The organism is Streptomyces longisporoflavus (genome assembly GCF_014649775.1).
Lineage (GTDB): Bacteria > Actinomycetota > Actinomycetes > Streptomycetales > Streptomycetaceae > Streptomyces > Streptomyces longisporoflavus.
This window is the reverse complement of record NZ_BMTR01000040.1, coordinates 1-17,824: the sequence shown is the minus strand read 5'-3', so window position 1 is coordinate 17,824 and position 17,824 is coordinate 1. Positions and strand designations below refer to the sequence as shown.

Sequence of the window (17,824 nt, the reverse complement as noted above, 5' to 3'; positions counted from 1 at the left end):
GAGAGCGCGGTACGGCTGCGGCCCCTGCACGCGCGCGTGGAGGGGCCGTAGCCGCAGTACTTACGCCAGGCCCGGGCCGCGCACCGGGATGTGCGTGAACGTCGGCTCGGGGGCCGGGTTCTGGAAGAAGTCGTTGCCCTTGTCGTCGACCACGATGAAGGCCGGGAAGTCCTCGACCTCGATCTTCCAGACCGCCTCCATGCCGAGCTCCTCGTACTCGACGACCTCGACCTTCTTGATGCAGTCCTGGGCGAGGCGCGCGGCGGGGCCGCCGATCGAGCCCAGGTAGAAGCCGCCGTGCGCGTCGCAGGCGTCGGTGACCTGCTTGGAGCGGTTGCCCTTGGCGAGCATCACCTTGGAGCCGCCCGCCGCCTGGAACTGCTCCACGTAGGAGTCCATCCGGCCGGCCGTCGTCGGGCCGAAGGAGCCGGAGGCGTAGCCCTCGGGGGTCTTGGCGGGGCCCGCGTAGTAGACCGGGTGGTCCTTCAGGTACTGCGGCATCTCCTCGCCCGCGTCGAGCCGCTCCTTGATCTTGGCGTGCGCGATGTCGCGGGCCACGACCAGGGGGCCGGTGAGCGAGAGGCGGGTCTTCACCGGGTGCTTGGTGAGCTCGGCGAGGATGTCGTCCATGGGCTGGTTGAGGTCGATCTTCACGACGTCGGCAGCCTCGGCGTCGTCGTTGAGGGCCTCGTCCGTGGTCTCCGGCAGGAAGCGCGCCGGGTCCGTCTCCAGCTGCTCCAGGAAGACGCCCTCGGCGGTGATCTTCGCGGTGGCCTGGCGGTCGGCCGAGCAGGAGACGGCGATCGCGACGGGCAGCGAGGCGCCGTGCCGGGGCAGACGCACCACGCGTACGTCGTGGCAGAAGTACTTGCCGCCGAACTGCGCGCCGATGCCGATCTTCTGCGTCAGCTCGAAGACCTTCTCCTCCAGCTCCTTGTCGCGGAAGCCGTGGCCGGTCGGGGAGCCCTCGGCGGGCAGCTCGTCCAGGTAGTGCGCGGAGGCGTACTTCGCGGTCTTCAGGGCGAACTCGGCGCTGGTGCCGCCGACGACGATCGCCAGGTGGTACGGCGGGCAGGCGGCCGTACCCAGGGAGCGGATCTTCTCCTCCAGGAACTTCATCATGGAGGCCTCGTTCAGGACGGCCTTCGTCTCCTGGTAGAGGAACGACTTGTTGGCCGAGCCGCCGCCCTTGGCCATGAAGAGGAACTTGTAGGCGCCGCCGTCGGTCGCGTACAGCTCGATCTGGGCCGGGAGGTTGGAGCCGGTGTTCTTCTCCTCCCACATGTTCAGCGGGGCCATCTGGGAGTAGCGCAGGTTCAGCTTCGTGTACGCGTCGTAGATGCCCTTGGAGAGCGCCTTCTCGTCCTCGCCTTCGGTGAGGACGTTCTGGCCGCGCTTGCCCATGACGATCGCCGTGCCGGTGTCCTGGCACATGGGGAGCACGCCCGCCGCCGCGATGTTCGCGTTCTTCAGGAGGTCGAGCGCCACGAACTTGTCGTTGCCCGAGGCCTCCGGGTCGTCGACGATGCGCCGCAGCTGGGCCAGGTGCGCGGGCCGCAGGTAGTGCTGGATGTCGTGGATCGCCTCGGCGGCGAGCTTGCGCAGCGCCTCCGGATCGACCTTGAGGAGCGTCCGCCCGTCGGCCTCGAAGGTGGAGACACCCTCGGCGGTCACCAGCCGGTACGGCGTGGTGTCCTCTCCCAGGGGGAGCAGTTCGGAGTACTCGAACGCCGGGATGGGTGGGCGGGGGCTAACAGACATTACGGCCATTCCTCACTCGGCAGACAGCGGCGCGGCCTCCATTGGCGGCGCGCCAACCAGCGTAGAACGCGCGGATCGGGCCGAGCCTGTGAGGTAAGGCTCAGTAGAAGCTGCTGGAGGCCGCTGGGGTAGTTCAGGGATGCGTCAGGGTTCCGCGGGTCTAGTCGCGATCTATCGCGTTTGGGTACGCTGAGCGGTGTGGACCTAGAGAAGCGCCCCCAGCAGACCACCCACCCGGACCCGCAGCCGGCAGGCCTGCGCGCGTCGGACGCCGACCGGGACCGCACGGCGGACATCCTCCGCGAGGCCCTCGCGGAGGGCCGGCTCACCGCGGAGGAGCACGGCGAGCGGATCGACGGCGTCTATCGCGCCAAGACCATGGGTGACCTGGAGCCGCTGGTCAGCGACCTGCCGGCGGCGAGCGGCGCGGGGCGGTCGACGGCGAGGCCCGAGCCCGCCCCGGTCCGGCCCTCGGACGGCTCGGTGCCCCCGGTCCCCGACGAGAACCTGGTCGCGGTCTTCAGCAGCTCCGTCCGCAAGGGCCGCTGGCGCGTGGGCCGCCGCACCCACGCGTACGCGATATTCGGCAACGTGGAGATCGATCTCAGCGAGGCGATCTTCGAGCAGCGGCAGGTCCTCATCAAGGCGGTCTCGGTCTTCGGCAACGTCGAGGTCCGCGTCCCGGAGAACGTCTCGCTGCGGGGACGCGGTACGGGCATTCTCGGCAACTTCGAGGTGGACATGCTCGATTCAGCCGAACAGGACGCTCCGGTGGTCTTCGTCGACGGTTTCGCGGTCCTTGGCAACATCGAGGCGAAACCCAAGCGGGGCAAGCTCGTGCGGGACTTGCACAAGCAGCTGCGCAAGCATCTGGGGCACTGAACGAGGGGGCGCATTCGGCCACCAAAGCAGGGGCGCACGCGCTCGACGGCAGCGCGAACTTTCGTACATCGGAACTCAGTGCATAGGCGCATGCACAGCGGGTAGAGCTTGCTGCATCGTCTCTCGCTCGCGAAGCCGTCGTCAGGAGTAGACCCGTGCTGCAGCCGTCGCATCAGTCCCTGCAGGTCGCCGCTGTTCCGGCCCCGCGGGTGCCAGTGCGCGATAGGAACCAAGACGCTCCATGGCACACCGAGGCGGTGTGCCGCCGAGACGAGGCCGGGCTGTTCTTCGCCCCGTCCAAGGAGCCCACCGCCTCACGCCTCTCCCGCGAGGAAGCCGCGAAGCGGGTCTGCGCCCGCTGTCCTGTGATGGTCGAGTGCCGGGAGCACGCACTGCTCCAGCCCGAGCCGTACGGAGTCTGGGGCGGCCTCACGGCCGCCGAGCGCCGCGTGGTGCTCGCCAGGCGGCGCCGGCGCGAGGTGGAGCTCAAGAAGGCCGCGCACACGTCCGCGGGGCCGATCGCCGCCGCGGGATAGCCGTTCGTCACCTGGTCTGTCGACCGGTCCGTACGCAACAGAGGGGGCGTCCCCCGCACGGGGCGCCCCCTCTGTCGTGCGCAACTCGCGCTGCACGCGCAACTCGCGCGCGATCAAGTCTACTTGGCGCGGTCGAAGTCGATGGCGCTGTAGGCGCGCAGCTTCGCGAGGCGGTGATCCGAGTCGATCTTGCGGATCGTGCCCGACTTGGAGCGCATGACCAGGGACGAGGTCGAGGCGGTCTCCGCGGCGTAGCGCACGCCCTGGAGCAGCTCGCCGTCCGTGATGCCGGTCGCGACGAAGAAGACGTTGTCCCCCTGGACCAGGTCGGTCGTCGAAAGGGTGCGGTCCAGGTCGTGCCCGGCGTCGAGCGCGCGCTGGCGCTCCGCGTCGTCCTTCGGCCACAGCTTGCCCTGGATCACGCCGCCCAGGCACTTGATCGCGCAGGCCGAGATGATGCCCTCTGGGGTGCCGCCGATGCCCATGAGCATGTCGACGCCGGTGCCTTCGCGTACGGCCATGATCGAACCGGCGACGTCGCCGTCCGAGATGAACTTGATGCGCGCGCCGGTCTCGCGGATCTCCTTGACGATGCCCTCGTGGCGGGGGCGGTCGAGGATCATGACCGTGACGTCCTCGGGCGAACGGCCCTTGGCCTTGGCCACGCGGCGGATGTTCACGGACGCCGGGGCGTTGATGTCCACGTAGTCGGCGGCCTCGGGGCCCGTGACCAGCTTGTCCATGTAGAAGACCGCGGACGGGTCGAACATGGCGCCGCGGTCGGCGGCGGCGAGCACGGCGATGGCGTTCGGCATCCCCTTCGCGCACAGGGTCGTACCGTCGATCGGGTCGACGGCGATGTCGACCTCGGCGCCGGTGCTGTCACCGATGCGCTCGCCGTTGAAGAGCATCGGGGCCTCGTCCTTCTCGCCCTCACCGATGACGACGACGCCGTTCATCGAGACGGTGGAGACGAGGGTCCGCATGGCCCTGACGGCGGCGCCGTCGGCACCGATCTTGTCGCCGCGGCCGACCCAGCGGCCCGCGGCCATGGCGGCGGCCTCGGTGACCCGGACGAGCTCCAGGGCGAGGTTGCGGTCGGGAGCCTCGGGAGAGACTTCGAGCTCGGACGGGAGATGGTGTTGATGCTCGGTCATCGGAGCGCACCTTTCTGCTGATACGACGACGGCCGGATGAGGGTGTGACTTGACTCTATCCGTAGGCCGACAAAATGAGCAGAGGGCCCCACGCATGAGCGGAACGGGCACTGGGCACCCGCTTGGGGAGCACCGGGGGAAGAGCCGCGTCCGTGGCCTGAGAACATGGGGACGTGGCAGGCAGACAAGGCAAGCAGACCGTACGGAACATGCTGTGGTCGATGGCGGTGATCGTTCTGGTCGCCGGCGCGATGTACATCTTCATCCCGCACGACGACTCCAAGAGCCCCGTCAAGCGCGTCGACTACCGCGTGGAGCTGCTGTCCGCGCGCAGGGCCGCGGCTTATCCGGTGGCCGCGCCCGAGGGCCTGGCCAAGGCGTGGAAGCCGACGTCGGTGCGGTTCGACGGCTCGAAGGGCGACAGCTGGCACCTGGGGTACCTCGCCCCGTCCGGTGAGTACGTCGCGGTCAAGCAGTCCACGGCGAAGCCGTCCGAGTTCATCGACGAGGCCACGCAGCGGGCCGAGCGGACGAAGGCCACCGAGGAGATCGGCGGCAAGACGTGGCACCGCTACAAGGGCGCGACGTACGACGCCCTGGTGCGCGAGGACAAGGGCGCGACGACGGTGGTCGCGGGCACGGCCTCGTTCGGGCAGCTGACGGAGATGGCGCGGGCGCTGAAGACGTCCTGACACCTGCGGAAACGAACGAGTGAGGGCCCCGGCGCTGTCGCCGGGGCCCTCACTCGTGCTGCGTGTCCGGGGCGTACTACGCGTCCGAGTCTCAGACGGTCTCGATGACCTGGTCGTACTCGAGGCGCGGGGAGCGCGGGAACCAGGCGTTCTCGGCGGGCTTGCCGATGTTGACGACCATCAGCGGGGTGTGGTCGTCGTCCAGGAACTCCTTCTGGACGCCGGCGGCGTCGAAGCCGGTCATCGGGCCCGCGGCCAGACCGGCGGCGCGCACGCCGATGATGAAGTAGGCGGCCTGCAGCGCGGCGTTGAGGTGCGCGGCGCCTTCACGGGCCGGGCGCTCCGCGAAGAAGACGTCCTTGGCCTGCGGGAAGTGCGGGAACAGCGCCGGCAGCTCCTCGTGGAACTCGTTGTCCGCGGAGAGGATCGCGACGAGCGGGGCGCTCGCGGTCTTGGGCTGGTTGCCCTCGGCCATGTGCTGGACGAGACGCTCGCGGGCCTCGGGGGAGCGGACCAGCGTGATGCGCAGCGACGACAGGTTGAAGGCGGTCGGACCGTACTTGACCAGGTCGTAGATCGCCTGGACCTGCTCTTCGGTGACCGGCTCATCGGTGAAGGAGTTCGCGGTGCGGGCCTCGCGGAAGAGCAGGTCCTGTGCGGCGGGGTCAAGGACGAGAGACATGGATCAACCTTCTCGGTGCGTTGCGTGGGTGGAAGCGTGGATCAGCTTGCGGTGTCGACCGTACGACGTTGCGGTTTAAGTTTCAACCAAATCGGCCGTGAGGTGATCCGCTTCACAACGCACCAGGTCGCGGGCGTGATCCCGCCGGGCGGGCGGCTCAGGCGTCGTCCGCGGCCTCGTCGTCGTCGCTGTCCCCGTCGGTGCCCGCCAGGGCCGCGTCCAGGCGGGCGCGGGCGCCGTCCAGCCAGCGGCGGCACACCTTCGCCAGCTCCTCGCCGCGCTCCCACAGGGCGAGCGACTCCTCGAGCGTGGTGCCGCCCGTCTCCAGGCGGCGTACGACCTCGATGAGCTCGTCCCGCGCCTGCTCGTAGCCGAGTGCGTCCGCCGGGCTCGTGGCCTCGTCCGTCTTGCTGGTCATGTGCCCCACCCTAAATGTCGATTCGTACGGCTTCTGTGGCTTGTGCGGCATGTGTGTGCCGCGGGGTTCTGCGGTTCCGGGGATCTGCGGCCCCCTGCGGTCTCCTGTGGTCTCCTGCGGTGCTACGCCCTGCCTACGGCCCTACCGTCCGTACGGTGAACTCGCCCTCGGCGACCCTGGCCCGCAGCTCCTCGTCGGCGTCCACCTCTTCCGCGGCCCGTACCACCGAGCCGTCCGCCTTCTGCAACACCGCGTAACCCCGCTGGAGCGTGGCGGCGGGGGAGAGGCCCACCACGCGCGCGTGGGTGTGCGTCAGCTCCGACTCGGCGCGGTCCAGGAGATGCCCGAGCGTGCGGCGGCTGCGGTCGACCAGCGCCGAGACCTGCTCCTCGCGCTCCTCGATCATGCGGTGCGGATTCTCCATGGAGGGGCGGGCGAGCGCGTGGGCGAGGCCGCGGTCCTCGCGGTCCAGGAAGGCGTCCATGCAGCGCCGGGCCCGGTCCCGCAGCCAGCGCACGCGCTCGTACTCCTCGCCGACATCCGGGACGACCTTCTTGGCGGCGTCGGTGGGGGTGGAGGCGCGCAGGTCGGCCACGTAATCGAGCAGGGGGTTGTCCGGCTCGTGGCCGATCGCGGAGACGACCGGCGTACGGCAGGAGGCGACGGCCCGTACGAGCTGCTCGTCCGAGAACGGCAGCAGATCCTCCACGCTGCCGCCGCCGCGGGCCACGATGATCACGTCCACGGCGTCGAGGGCGTCGAGCTCCTTCACGGCCTGCGCGACCTGCGGGACGGCGTGCACGCCCTGGACGGGGACGTTGCGCACCTCGAAGCGGACGGCGGGCCAGCGGTGCCGGGCGTTCTCCAGGACGTCGCGCTCGGCGGCCGAGGCGCGCCCCGTGACGAGCCCGATGAGCTGCGGAAGGAAGGGCAACGCCTTCTTCCGGTCGGCGGCGAAGAGCCCCTCCCCGGCCAGGCTCTTCTTCAACTGCTCGATGCGCGCGAGTAGTTCGCCCACTCCGACGGGCTTTATCTCGACGGCCCGCAGGGAGAGCTGCCCGCGAGGTGCGTACCACTCGGGCTTGGCGTGGACGACGACGCGGGCGCCCTCGGAGACGACGTCCGCGACGGCGTCGAACACCTGGCGGTAACAGGTGACGCTGACGGAGATGTCGTGCGAGGGATCGCGCAGCGTCATGAATACGACGCCGGCGCCGGGCCTGCGGGACAGCTGCGTGATCTGCCCCTCGACCCACACGGCACCGAGCCGGTCGATCCACCCCCCGATGAGCCGCGACACCTCACCGACGGGCAGCGGAGCGTCAGCAGACGTATTCAAAGCCATGCACCGAGCGTATCGGCCGGCTCTGACAGACCCCGCTCTCCCGCCCCGGCCTCCTACGACAAGGGCAGGACCCGGAGTGCCGGGTGGGCGGGCGGGAGACATCCGCCGCGAAGCGGCGGTCCAGGACAGACACCCGCCAGGCGCCCCGCCAGAAAACGCGGCCTAGGACTGCCCACGCCGAGTCCGCTGGCCCACCAGCACCGCAAGCCCCACAACAAACCAGATCAACCCCACCACCTGCGCGGACCCGGCCGCCTCGACGATCACCGCGATGGTGATGGCCGCCCCGAGCACGGGGACGAGCAGATGCCGCCACCAGCTGACAGGCCCCCCTTCCCGCTGAACGACGAACCACCCCACCACGCTCGCGTGCAACAGCACGAACGCCGTCAAGGCACCCACGTTCACCACCGAGACCAGGTGATCCATCCCGTCGTCCCGCCGAGCCGCCCACACCGCGGCCACCAGCGTCACGACGGCCGCACACAGCAGCGCGAGCCGGGGCGTACCCGAATCCGTTCTCGACAGAGCCCCCGGCAGCCGCCGGTCACGCGCCATGGCGAACAGCAGCCGCCCCGCCGCGGCCTGCCCGGCCAGCGCCGCGAACGCCGCGCCGATCGCCTTGCTGACGGCCACGAGGTCATGCAGCCAGTCCCCGACGGCCGAGTCGGTCGCGTCGTAGAAGGCGGAGCCCTGTTTGGCCGGGTCGGCGGCGAGCTGGGCCGACGACATCGGTTCGAGCAGAGCGACCAGGTACGTCTGGGCGATGAACAGCACGCCGGCGAGCGCCAAGCAGCACAGGACCGCCCGCGCCACCTTCGCCGACCCGCCCGTCACCTCCTCCGCGAACGAGGCGATCGCGTCGAAGCCCAGATAGGAGAGCACCGCCACCGACACCGCTCCCACCACGGCCCCCAGCGCGAACGCACCCTGCGAGCCGTCCCCGCTCAGCGGCGAGAGCCAGTCCCGCTGCGCACCGTCCGTCGCGAGGACGACGATCGCCGACACCACGAAGACAAGGAGGACCACGATCTCCATCGCCAGCACCAGGAACCCGACCCGCGCGGCCGCCCGTACGCCCCACAGATTCAGCGCGGTCGTCACCAGGACCGCGATCGCCGTCCACACCCACCGGGACACCGAAGGCACAAGGGCCTCCATCGCGATACCGGAGAAGAGATAGGCGACGGCCGGGATGAGGAGGTAGTCGAGCATCGCCATCCACCCGGCGATGAATCCGGGACCGTTGCCGAGCCCCACGCGCGCGTAGGCGAAGACGGAGCCCGCCCGGGGGGCCACCTTCACCATCTGGGCGTAGCTGAAAGCGGTGAACGCCATCGCGATCGTGGCGATGATGTAGACGAGCGCCACCGCGCCGTGCGACTTGGCGTCGAGAGTCCCGAAGACGCCGACCGGCGCCATCGGGGCGATGAACAGCAAGCCGTAGACGACAAGATCACGGAAGCTGAGACTGCGCCGGAGCCCGTCGTCCTCGGCGGCGGTGCCGGGACGGGCGCCACCGGGATGAGCACCACCGGCCGTCGTGTCTGAGTTGCCGGAGTAACCGGACATCATGCCTCCGTAAGTGAACGCAGGCCTCCAGTCTCCCCAAGAAGGCGATCTTTGACGCGCTGGGCTCGGCCTTACGATGGGGGTATGACTGCTTCGACTCCTGCCCGCCGAGTCCTGCTCGCCGCCCCCCGCGGCTACTGCGCGGGTGTGGACCGTGCCGTGATCGCCGTCGAGAAGGCCCTTGAGCAGTACGGGTCCCCGATCTACGTCCGTCACGAGATCGTTCACAACAAGTACGTGGTGCAGACCCTGGAGAAGAAGGGCGCGATCTTCGTCGACCAGACGGCCGAGGTCCCCGAGGGCTCCATCGTCATGTTCTCCGCGCACGGAGTGGCGCCGACGGTCCACGCGGAGGCCGCCGAGCGGAAACTGGCGACGATCGACGCGACGTGCCCGCTGGTCACCAAGGTCCACAAGGAAGCCGTCCGCTATGCCAAGGACGACTTCGACATCCTCCTGATCGGCCACGAGGGCCACGAGGAAGTCATCGGTACGTCCGGTGAGGCGCCCGACCACATCACGCTCGTCGACGGCCCCGACGACGTCGCGAACGTCGAGGTCCGGGACCCCGACAAGGTCGTCTGGCTCTCGCAGACCACCCTCTCGGTCGACGAGACCATGGAGACGGTCGACGCCCTCAAGGGCAAGTTCCCGAATCTGCTCTCCCCGCCGAGCGACGACATCTGCTACGCCACGCAGAACCGCCAGATCGCGGTGAAGAAGCTGGCGGAGGACGCCGAGCTCGTCATCGTCGTCGGCTCCAAGAACTCCTCGAACTCGATCCGCATGGTCGAGGTCGCCCTCGACGCGGGCGCGCCGGCCTCGCATCTCGTCGACAACGCCGAGGAGATCGACGAGGCGTGGCTCGAAGGCGTCAGTACGGTCGGCCTCACCTCGGGCGCGTCCGTTCCCGACGTCCTGGTGGACGGCGTCATCGAATGGCTCGCCGAGCGGGGGTACGGCGACGTGGAGACGGTGAAGACGGCCGACGAGTCGATCACCTTCTCGCTGCCGAAGGAGCTCCGCCGCGACCTGCGCGCCGAGGCCGCGGAGCTGTCACAGAAGTAACGCGACGGCCGGGCACTGGCCGTACGGTGGTTCTCATGCAGATCTTCGGTGTGGACATCGGCGGATCCGGGATCAAGGGTGCTCCCGTAGACCTGGACCGTGGTGACCTGGCAAAAGAGCGGCACAAGGTGCTTACCCCGCAACCGGCCACGCCCGACGGCGTGGCCGACAAGGTGCGCGAGGTGGTCGAGCACTTCGGCTGGACGGGACCGATCGGCGCCACGTTCCCCGGCGTGATCACGGGCGGTACGGCGCGTACGGCGGCCAACGTCGACAAGAGCTGGATCGGCACGGACATCGAGAGCCTGATCGCTGACCGGCTCGGCGGCGGCGCCCCGGTCACCGTCCTGAACGACGCGGACGCGGCGGGCGTGGCCGAGATGCACTTCGGCGCGGGCCGCGGCCGCAAGGGCACGGTCATCCTGCTCACCCTCGGCACCGGCATCGGAAGCGCCCTCTTCACCGGCGGCCGCCTCGTCCCGAACACCGAGCTCGGCCATCTGGAGCTGCACGGGCACGACGCGGAGAAGCGCGCCTCGTCCAAGGCGAAGGAGGACGAGGACCTCAGCTGGGAGCACTGGGCGCGGCGCGTCCAGAAGTATCTGGCGCACGTGGAGATGCTGTTCTCGCCCGAGTTGTTCATCATCGGCGGCGGCGTGAGCCGCAAGTCCCACAAGTTCCTGCCGCTGATCAAGGACATCAAGGCCGAGCTTGTCCCCGCGCAGCTGCAGAACAACGCGGGCATCGTGGGGGCGGCGATGGCGGCGGCGGAGTCGCGGAAGGCGTAGCAGCCATGGCAGCCCCGCCCGCGAGGACCGGAACCGACGTCGCTACTCGGCGGGTGCTGCGCGCCGCCGCTGGGCGGTGGGAATCCGCCCCCCGGTCTGCTTCGCGCCGCTGACCGGCCGCGCCCGCCGCCGCTGCGCCAGATGCTTGATCTTGCGCACGATCACGATGAAACAGGCGACGAGCGTCCCGCCGTACAGCCAGCCCGCGTGCAACGCGAGGGACGTGATCAGCCCCATGAGCTGCCCGCCGAACCCCCCGCTGCCCCCCGAGATCGGCAGCAACCCGACGGCGAACGCGATCGGCACGGCCACCGGCGCGGTCATCAGGTCGGCGGGGCGCACCCACAGGGCGGTCAGCGCGCTCACGGGCAGGAACAGCACGCCGTACGCGACGATCGAACCGCCGAAGAGCAGCCACAGCAGACAGGCGAGCAGGAACATCACCGCGGCGCAGAAGAGCCCGCTGCCGAGCCCCGTCAGGCGTGGGTTCGGCATGGCCCGCAGCGCGCGGTAGAGCGGCATCGCGCGCAGTTTGCGTACGAAGGGCGGAACGGGGCGGCGGGGACGGGACGCGGCGCGGTAGACGGCCGCGGATTCGGCGGGCCTGCCCTGCGCGGGCCCGGACCTGCCCTGCGGCGGCAGGGGCGCGGTGCGTCGCGGCCGGGCCGGAGGCTGAGGGGGACGCGTCCTGTGTTGCTCCACCGGACCAACCTAGGTCGAGCCGTACCGATAATCCGGCATGAGACACGCCCTTTGGCCGACCTTGGCCATGCGTTCGATAGGAGAGCGATACGCCGACGAGGGCGTGGCCCGCACGCCGTAGACTGGGGGATCGCCCCATGGTCGCTCCGGCCCTTCGGGCCGTCCACCCACAGCACTCACGTACGGGAAGTCGCAACGTGTCGCTCACGATCGGAATCGTCGGTCTGCCCAATGTCGGCAAGTCGACCCTGTTCAACGCCCTGACCAAGAACGACGTGCTTGCGGCCAACTATCCGTTCGCCACGATCGAGCCGAATGTCGGCGTGGTCGGCGTCCCGGACCCCCGCCTCACGAAACTGGCGGAAATCTTCTCCTCGCAGAAGATCCTGCCCGCCACGGTCGACTTCGTCGACATCGCGGGCATCGTGCGCGGCGCGAGCGAGGGTGAGGGCCTGGGCAACAAGTTCCTGGCGAACATCCGCGAGTCGGACGCGATCTGCCAGGTCATCCGCGCGTTCAAGGACGAGAACGTCGTGCACGTGGACGGCAAGGTCTCGCCCAAGGACGACATCGAGACGATCAACACGGAGCTGATCCTCGCGGACCTCCAGACGATCGAGAAGGTTCTCCCGCGCCTCCAGAAGGAATCGCGCATCAAGAAGGACATCGCCCCGAAGGTGAAGGCGGTGGAAGAGGCCAAGGAGATCCTGGAGCGGGGCGACACGCTCTTCTCGGCGGGCATCGTCCAGGGCTCGGGCAACGAGGAACTCCTCCACGACCTGCACCTCCTCACCACCAAGCCCTTCCTCTACGTCTTCAACGTGGACGAGGACGAGCTGACGGACGACGAGTTCAAGGCCGCCCAGAGCGCGCTGGTCGCCCCCGCGGAGGCGATCTTCCTCAACGCCAAGCTGGAGTCGGACCTCGCGGAGCTGGACGAGGAAGAGGCACTGGAACTCCTCCAGTCGGTGGGCCAGGAAGAACCCGGCCTCGCCACCCTGGCCCACGTGGGCTTCCGCACCCTGGGCCTGCAGACCTACCTCACGGCCGGCCCCAAGGAATCCCGCGCCTGGACGATCCCGCAGGGCGCCACGGCCCCCGAGGCCGCGGGCGTCATCCACACGGACTTCCAGAAGGGCTTCATCAAGGCGGAGGTCATCTCCTTCGACGACCTGGTCGAGGTCGGCTCGGTCGCAGAGGCCCGCGCGAAGGGCAAGGCGCGCATGGAGGGCAAGGAGTATGTGATGCAGGACGGGGATGTTGTGGAGTTCCGCTTCAACGTGTGAGCGGCTGAAGCGATACGCCACGTCGGTGGATATGGCGAAGGCGTGGTTCAGGTGGGGCCCGGCTCTGGAGCCGGGCCCCACCTTTTTTCGCTTCGGTCTACGTCAGGTCGCTACCGGGCCGGCGTCGCGGTCGTGACCCCCGTCGGCGCCGCCGCGTACCCCAGTGGTCGCGTCGTGAAGGTGCCGCGGCCCTGGGTGCGGCTGCGTAGGCGGGATGCGTAGCCGAATAGTTCGGCCAGTGGCACCGTTGCCGTGATCGTGGCCGTGCCCGACCGCGTGGTCGAGTTCGTGACTCGGCCGCGGCGTGACGCCAGGTCGCCGAGTACGGTGCCGACCGCATCGTCCGGCACCGTCGCCGTCAACTCCACGACCGGTTCGAGGAGTTGCATGACAGCCGACTGCAGTGCCGTACGCAGGGCGAATCTGCCCGCCGTACGGAACGCCATCTCCGAGGAGTCCTTGGAGTGCGTCGAGCCGTCGGTCAGCGTCACCCGCAGGCCCGTCACCGGATGGCCGCCGATGGGGCCCTCGGCGAGCGCGTCGCGGCAACCCGCCTCCACCGCGCGGACGTACTCCTGCGGCACCCGGCCCCCGGTCACCGTGGAGGTGAAGGTGAACGTGTGTTCCTCCAAGCGCTCGACGTCGATGACCACGTGCGCGAACTGACCCGCGCCGCCGTCCTGCTTCACGTGCCGGTACACGAGGTCCGACACCCCTCGGACGACCGTTTCGCGGTACGACACCTGCGGGCGGCCCACGCCGACCCCGATGCCGTGGGCGCGGCGGATCTTCTCCACGGCGACCTCCAGATGCAGTTCACCCATGCCGGAAAGGACGGTCTGGCCCGTCTCGCGATCGACCCGCACCGCCAGTGAGGGATCCTCCTCGACCAGGTGGGCGAGGGCCGACGAGAGGCGGCCCGTGTCCACCGTCCTGTGGGCCTCCACCGCCACGGAGACCACCGACGCCGCCACCGTGGGCGGTTCGAGGATCAGGGGCGCCGCGGGAGAGCACAGCGTCGTACCGGCGCGTGCCGTCTTCAGGCCCACCACGGCCACGATGTCGCCGGCCGTCGCCCGGTCCAGTTCGGCGTGGCGGTCGGCCTGTACGCGCAGGATCCGGCCGATCCGCTCGGTGCGGCCCGTGCCCGCGTCCATCACTGTGTCTCCCTTCGTGATCGTTCCCGAATACACGCGCAGATACGTAAGGCGCCCGGTCGCCGTCGCGTTCACCTTGAAGGCAAGGCCCGCGAACGGCGCCGCGGGGTCCGCGGCACGCTCCCGCACGGCGCCGTCCAGGGTTCCGCGCACCGCGGGCACGTCCACCGGCGACGGCAGGTACGCCACGACGGCCTCAAGGAGCGGTTCGATGCCGCGGTTGCGGTAGGCGGAACCGCAGAGCACCACCAGGCCCTCGCCGCTGAGCGTGAGATCGCGCAGCGCCGAGGCCAGAGCCGAGGTGGAGAGCGCCGACGTCGCGCAGTACTCCTCCATCGCCGCGGCGTGCAGCTCCGCCACCGTCTCCTCAAGGAGGTGCCGACGCCGCAGCGCCTCCTCGCGCAGGGCCTCGGGGATCGGGATCACGTCGTACGACCCATCGGGCGTGTGCCAGACAGAAGCACGCATGCGCAGCAGGTCCACGACGCCGGTGAACCCGTCCTCCTGCCCGATCGGCAGCTGTACCACCAGCGGGGCCGTGTGCAGGCGTTCCCGTATCGACGCGACCGCCGTGTCGAGATCGGCGCCCGCCCGGTCCAGCTTGTTGACGAACGCGATACGCGGCACGTCGTACCGATCGGCCTGGCGCCACACCGACTCGCTCTGCGGCTCGACCCCGGCGACGGCGTCGAACACCGCGACCGCGCCGTCGAGCACCCGCAGCGAGCGCTCGACCTCGTCGGCGAAGTCGACGTGACCGGGAGTGTCGATCAGGTTGATCCGGTGGCCGTCCCACGCGCAGCTGACGGCCGCGGCGAAGATGGTGATCCCGCGGTCGCGTTCCTGCGTGTCGAAGTCGGTGACGGTCGTGCCGTCATGGACCTCGCCTCTCTTGTGGGTGGCGCCGGTCAGGAACAGGATCCGTTCGGTGACGGTGGTCTTCCCGGCGTCGACGTGGGCGAGGATGCCGATGTTGCGGACGTCGGCGGAGGAACGGGACGGCAGGGGTCGGGAGTTGGTGCGCATGGCCCGGGGCCTTTCGGTGTGATGCGGGGCAGGGCAGCGCGATTTCCGGGCGTGATGGGCGTGACCGGCGTGACGGGCGTGACGGGCGTCAGGAAGGAAAAAGGGGTCGGCCAGTGAGTGCCGGTCCGGTGTTCGCCGCGGTGGAGCGGTGACGGCCGCGCAGCCGTTACCGCGCGGGCGAAGACACCAGGATCACGTCGAACCGCGAACGGGGAGTACGGACGGCTGTGCGGTGACGCATGGCCCGGCTCCCCTCGCTCGGCTGACTGATCGATGTCCGGCGAGTGTAGTGAGCGGTACCCGGCACGGTCACGGGAATTAAAAGCAGGGCCGGACTCCCGAGGGCCCGACCCTGCCTCTTCACCTCTTCACCCTGCCTCTTTGCCGTGCCTCTACGGCGCCGCGTGTCTACGGCTCGATCGCGGGCAGCAGCCCCATGACCGGCGCCGCCATGTCGGTCAGCTGGTGCAGCTGGTTCAGCTCGTGCAACTCGTTCAGCCCGTTGAGCTGGCTGGTCACGGTCGGCAGTTCGTCCTGCTGCTCCTTTGGGATCCCGCTCATGGCGAGCGAGTCGACCAGGTCGGTGGGGGAGATGGCGGCGTTCGCGGCGGGCGCGGCCAGGGCGGAGGCACCGACGGCGAGAGCGAAGGCGGCGGCCATTCGTCGTGTTGAGATCATGTGATGCGCAACGGCTCGGGGGAGCACTGGACACGGGCTCTCAGACGATTTCACCAATGATGTACCGATCAGTGCCGTTACCTGCAGACCGTGACGCCGTTGAAGGGACAGTACGGCCGCGTACGTGCGGCGGTAGTCGTCAATTCAAAGGAGAACGTGATGTCTCGCATCGCGAAGGCAGCCGCTGTTGCCCTCGGCACGGGCGCCGTGGTGCTCAGTGGCACCGGAATGGCCATGGCGGACGCGGGCGCCGAAGCTGCGGCCGTCGGCTCGCCCGGTGTCCTTTCGGGCAACCTCGTCCAGGTCCCGGTCCACGTCCCGGTCAACCTGTGCGGCAACACTGTGGACGTCATCGGGCTGCTGAACCCGGCGTTCGGCAACACCTGCGTGAACGCCGACGGCGGTCACGGCCACCACGGCAAGCCGGGCGGCCACGGCGGCTACGGCGGCTGATCCCCTCATGCGAAAGCCCCCGGCGGTCACGGACCACCGGGGGCTTTGTGATGCCTGGCGGCGGGCGGTCACCCGTATAGCGGCGGGCGGTCACCCGTAGCGAAAGGCGGCGGGCGCTCACCTGTGCCGAAGGCAGCGCGCGGTCACCCGTAGCGGTAGATGCCTCGATGGCTGAGCAGTTCGTCCGGCGTCACGCCCCACGGCGGCATCGCCTCGTGGCGGGCGGCGACGTGGCCGTGCAGCGGGCCGTTGTCCGCGCCCGTCGGTTCGGCGGGCAGATAGGGCGCCGAGCGGGGATGCCGCGCCCGCCAGCGGTCCCACAGCAGGTCCACGAAGGCGTGGTTCAGCCAGAAGACGGGGTCGTTGACCGACGCGCCGCCGAGCATGTGCCCGCCCACCCAGCGGTGGACGCGGTTGTGGTTGCGCCACTTGGCGTTGCCGGAGCGGGACGTCCATCCCTCCAGCTTGTTGCGGTAGCCCTTGGCGGACGTGGAGTCCCAGGGCGGTGTGTCGTAGACCGGGTCGCGCATGGCCCTGGCCAGTTCCGCCTTGGTGGGCAGCGCGATCGGGTTGTCCGGCCGGCCGAAGTCGCGCATGAGGAAGTCGCCGGCCGTCGCCCCTTCCTTGATGGTCCAGTGCCCGTTCCTGCGGGCGAAAGGGCCGGTCATGACCTGCCGGTCGGAGCGGCGTCCATTGCCGCCCATGAGGCCGCTGCCCCAGAGCGATGAGCTCGGTTTCCTGTCCACCGTCCAGTCCCAGTACGGGACGGACACCGAGGAGTCCACCCGCTGGAGGGCCCGCTCGAACTCCAGCAGGAACCTGCGGTGCCAGGGCAGGAAGGAGGGCGTCATGTGGGCCACCCGCAGTCCGCTCTCCCCGTCGGAGACGTAGTGCTCGATGTGCGTGCGGACGAACTCGTCGTACTGGCCCTTGCGTTTGAGTTCGAGCAGGGCGTTGACGAAGCGGCGCTTCTCGGTGCTGGTGAGCCGGGCCTGGTTCTTGCGCGTGTAGACCACTTCGGTGCGCTCCTCCGGTGCGATGTGCGGGGCAGTGCTCAGGCGTTGTCGCGCAGCTGCTGGCCGGGGCCGAGTTCGTCCACCGCTCTGCGGGTGGCGATGAGGGGCGTCGGATACGACTGGTAGTGGTCGACCATGCTCAGATATCCGCCGTCGGCGCGCCGCATGAGGTGCAGGGGGCGGCCGTCGACGGTGATCTCCCAGGCGGCGCCCTCGTCTTGCCGGCCACCGGCGACTCTCGCGCCCCGGATGTGCCGGCCCTCGTACATCTCGTCGAACGCGCCCGAGCCCCGGTCGTCGAACGCGCCCGCGCCCGAGCCCCGGTCGTCGGTCGTACGGTCTCCGGCCGCGTGCCGGGTCGGCCAGAGGAGGGCGGCCGGCGCCGTCACGGACGCGACGCCGAACGCGATGAGGCCGCGCATCGTGACCCGCCGGGTGAATCGTCCCTCGCCCGGCCTTTCGGCCGCCGCTTCTTTGCCCACCGCTGTCTCCCCGGCAGTTCGATACGAGTCGTCGATCGGTTCCGCCCCGCCCCGCCCCGCCCCGTCAGCTGGTCCAGAAGTCCCACCAGCGCGTGAGGATCAGCATGCCGATGATGCCGACGT

Annotated in this window: 18 protein-coding genes; 7 read left to right on the top strand and 11 right to left on the bottom strand. The window is 69.6% G+C overall.

Features of this window, described 5'->3' with window-relative positions:
* Positions 1–60 precede the first annotated feature (60 nt).
* A complete protein-coding gene (locus tag IE226_RS39520) occupies positions 61–1,737 on the bottom strand; it encodes a fumarate hydratase (protein ID WP_308429592.1) in 1,677 nt (558 codons plus the stop codon).
* Between the two features lie 222 nt (positions 1,738–1,959).
* On the opposite strand from IE226_RS39520, the gene IE226_RS39515 reads away from it, so the two are divergent.
* Together IE226_RS39515 and IE226_RS39510 are read left to right on the top strand one after the other, a co-directional pair.
* Positions 1,960–2,643, top strand: coding sequence for a DUF1707 SHOCT-like domain-containing protein (locus tag IE226_RS39515; protein WP_190086353.1), 684 nt, complete (start codon positions 1,960–1,962; stop codon positions 2,641–2,643).
* A gap of 155 nt (positions 2,644–2,798) precedes the next feature.
* Positions 2,799–3,179, top strand: a complete 381-nt coding sequence (locus IE226_RS39510) for a WhiB family transcriptional regulator (protein ID WP_190086352.1) — start codon at positions 2,799–2,801, stop codon at positions 3,177–3,179.
* A gap of 119 nt (positions 3,180–3,298) precedes the next feature.
* On the opposite strand, the gene glpX is transcribed toward IE226_RS39510, so the two are convergent.
* Complete coding sequence (gene glpX, locus IE226_RS39505) at positions 3,299–4,336, bottom strand: class II fructose-bisphosphatase (RefSeq protein WP_190086351.1); 1,038 nt, start codon at positions 4,334–4,336, stop codon at positions 3,299–3,301.
* 173 nt (positions 4,337–4,509) lie between these two features.
* Between glpX and IE226_RS39500 the strand changes: the two genes are divergently transcribed.
* Positions 4,510–5,028 carry a DUF4245 domain-containing protein gene (locus tag IE226_RS39500; RefSeq protein WP_190086350.1) on the top strand — a complete coding sequence of 173 codons (519 nt, stop codon included), beginning with the start codon at positions 4,510–4,512 and terminating at the stop codon, positions 5,026–5,028.
* 91 nt (positions 5,029–5,119) lie between these two features.
* Here the strand turns inward: IE226_RS39500 and IE226_RS39495 are convergent, their stop codons facing one another.
* The 4 genes from IE226_RS39495 to IE226_RS39480 all read right to left on the bottom strand — a co-directional run bounded on the left by IE226_RS39495 (position 5,120) and on the right by IE226_RS39480 (position 9,045).
* A complete protein-coding gene (locus IE226_RS39495; protein WP_190086349.1) occupies positions 5,120–5,710 on the bottom strand; it encodes a malonic semialdehyde reductase in 591 nt (196 codons plus the stop codon).
* Positions 5,711–5,867: 157 nt separating this feature from the next.
* Positions 5,868–6,128, bottom strand: a complete 261-nt coding sequence (locus IE226_RS39490) for an exodeoxyribonuclease VII small subunit (protein WP_190086348.1) — start codon at positions 6,126–6,128, stop codon at positions 5,868–5,870.
* A gap of 133 nt (positions 6,129–6,261) precedes the next feature.
* A complete protein-coding gene (xseA, locus tag IE226_RS39485; protein WP_190086347.1) occupies positions 6,262–7,473 on the bottom strand; it encodes an exodeoxyribonuclease VII large subunit in 1,212 nt (403 codons plus the stop codon).
* A gap of 162 nt (positions 7,474–7,635) precedes the next feature.
* Positions 7,636–9,045, bottom strand: a complete 1,410-nt coding sequence (locus tag IE226_RS39480; RefSeq protein WP_190086376.1) for an APC family permease — start codon at positions 9,043–9,045, stop codon at positions 7,636–7,638.
* 84 nt (positions 9,046–9,129) lie between these two features.
* On the opposite strand from IE226_RS39480, the gene IE226_RS39475 reads away from it, so the two are divergent.
* Both IE226_RS39475 and ppgK read left to right on the top strand, forming a co-directional pair.
* Positions 9,130–10,113: a 4-hydroxy-3-methylbut-2-enyl diphosphate reductase gene (locus IE226_RS39475; RefSeq protein WP_190086346.1), complete on the top strand. Its 984-nt coding sequence runs from the start codon at positions 9,130–9,132 to the stop codon at positions 10,111–10,113.
* 35 nt (positions 10,114–10,148) lie between these two features.
* Positions 10,149–10,901 (top strand): polyphosphate--glucose phosphotransferase, encoded by a 753-nt coding sequence (ppgK, locus tag IE226_RS39470; RefSeq protein WP_190086345.1) that lies wholly within the window; start codon positions 10,149–10,151, stop codon positions 10,899–10,901.
* Positions 10,902–10,943: 42 nt separating this feature from the next.
* Here ppgK and IE226_RS39465 read toward each other — a convergent pair whose 3' ends face one another.
* Positions 10,944–11,603, bottom strand: a complete 660-nt coding sequence (locus IE226_RS39465; protein ID WP_190086344.1) for a DUF6542 domain-containing protein — start codon at positions 11,601–11,603, stop codon at positions 10,944–10,946.
* Positions 11,604–11,800: 197 nt separating this feature from the next.
* Between IE226_RS39465 and ychF the strand changes: the two genes are divergently transcribed.
* A complete protein-coding gene (gene ychF, locus IE226_RS39460; RefSeq protein ID WP_190086343.1) occupies positions 11,801–12,889 on the top strand; it encodes a redox-regulated ATPase YchF in 1,089 nt (362 codons plus the stop codon).
* 110 nt (positions 12,890–12,999) lie between these two features.
* On the opposite strand, the gene fusA is transcribed toward ychF, so the two are convergent.
* Positions 13,000–15,072 carry an elongation factor G gene (gene fusA / locus IE226_RS39455; protein WP_190086342.1) on the bottom strand — a complete coding sequence of 691 codons (2,073 nt, stop codon included), beginning with the start codon at positions 15,070–15,072 and terminating at the stop codon, positions 13,000–13,002.
* A 408-nt stretch (positions 15,073–15,480) separates the two neighbouring features.
* On the bottom strand, positions 15,481–15,750 hold the full coding sequence (locus tag IE226_RS39450; protein WP_190086341.1) for a hypothetical protein: 270 nt from the start codon (positions 15,748–15,750) through the stop codon (positions 15,481–15,483).
* A gap of 159 nt (positions 15,751–15,909) precedes the next feature.
* Here IE226_RS39450 and IE226_RS39445 point away from each other — a divergent pair, with 159 nt between their 5' ends.
* Entirely contained in the window at positions 15,910–16,203 is a 294-nt protein-coding gene (locus IE226_RS39445; RefSeq protein ID WP_190086340.1) for a chaplin, read from the top strand.
* A 143-nt stretch (positions 16,204–16,346) separates the two neighbouring features.
* On the opposite strand, the gene IE226_RS39440 is transcribed toward IE226_RS39445, so the two are convergent.
* Entirely contained in the window at positions 16,347–17,219 is an 873-nt protein-coding gene (locus IE226_RS39440; RefSeq protein WP_190086339.1) for a tyrosinase family protein, read from the bottom strand.
* 38 nt (positions 17,220–17,257) lie between these two features.
* Positions 17,258–17,701 (bottom strand): tyrosinase family oxidase copper chaperone, encoded by a 444-nt coding sequence (locus IE226_RS39435; protein ID WP_229871853.1) that lies wholly within the window; start codon positions 17,699–17,701, stop codon positions 17,258–17,260.
* Positions 17,702–17,824 lie beyond the last annotated feature (123 nt).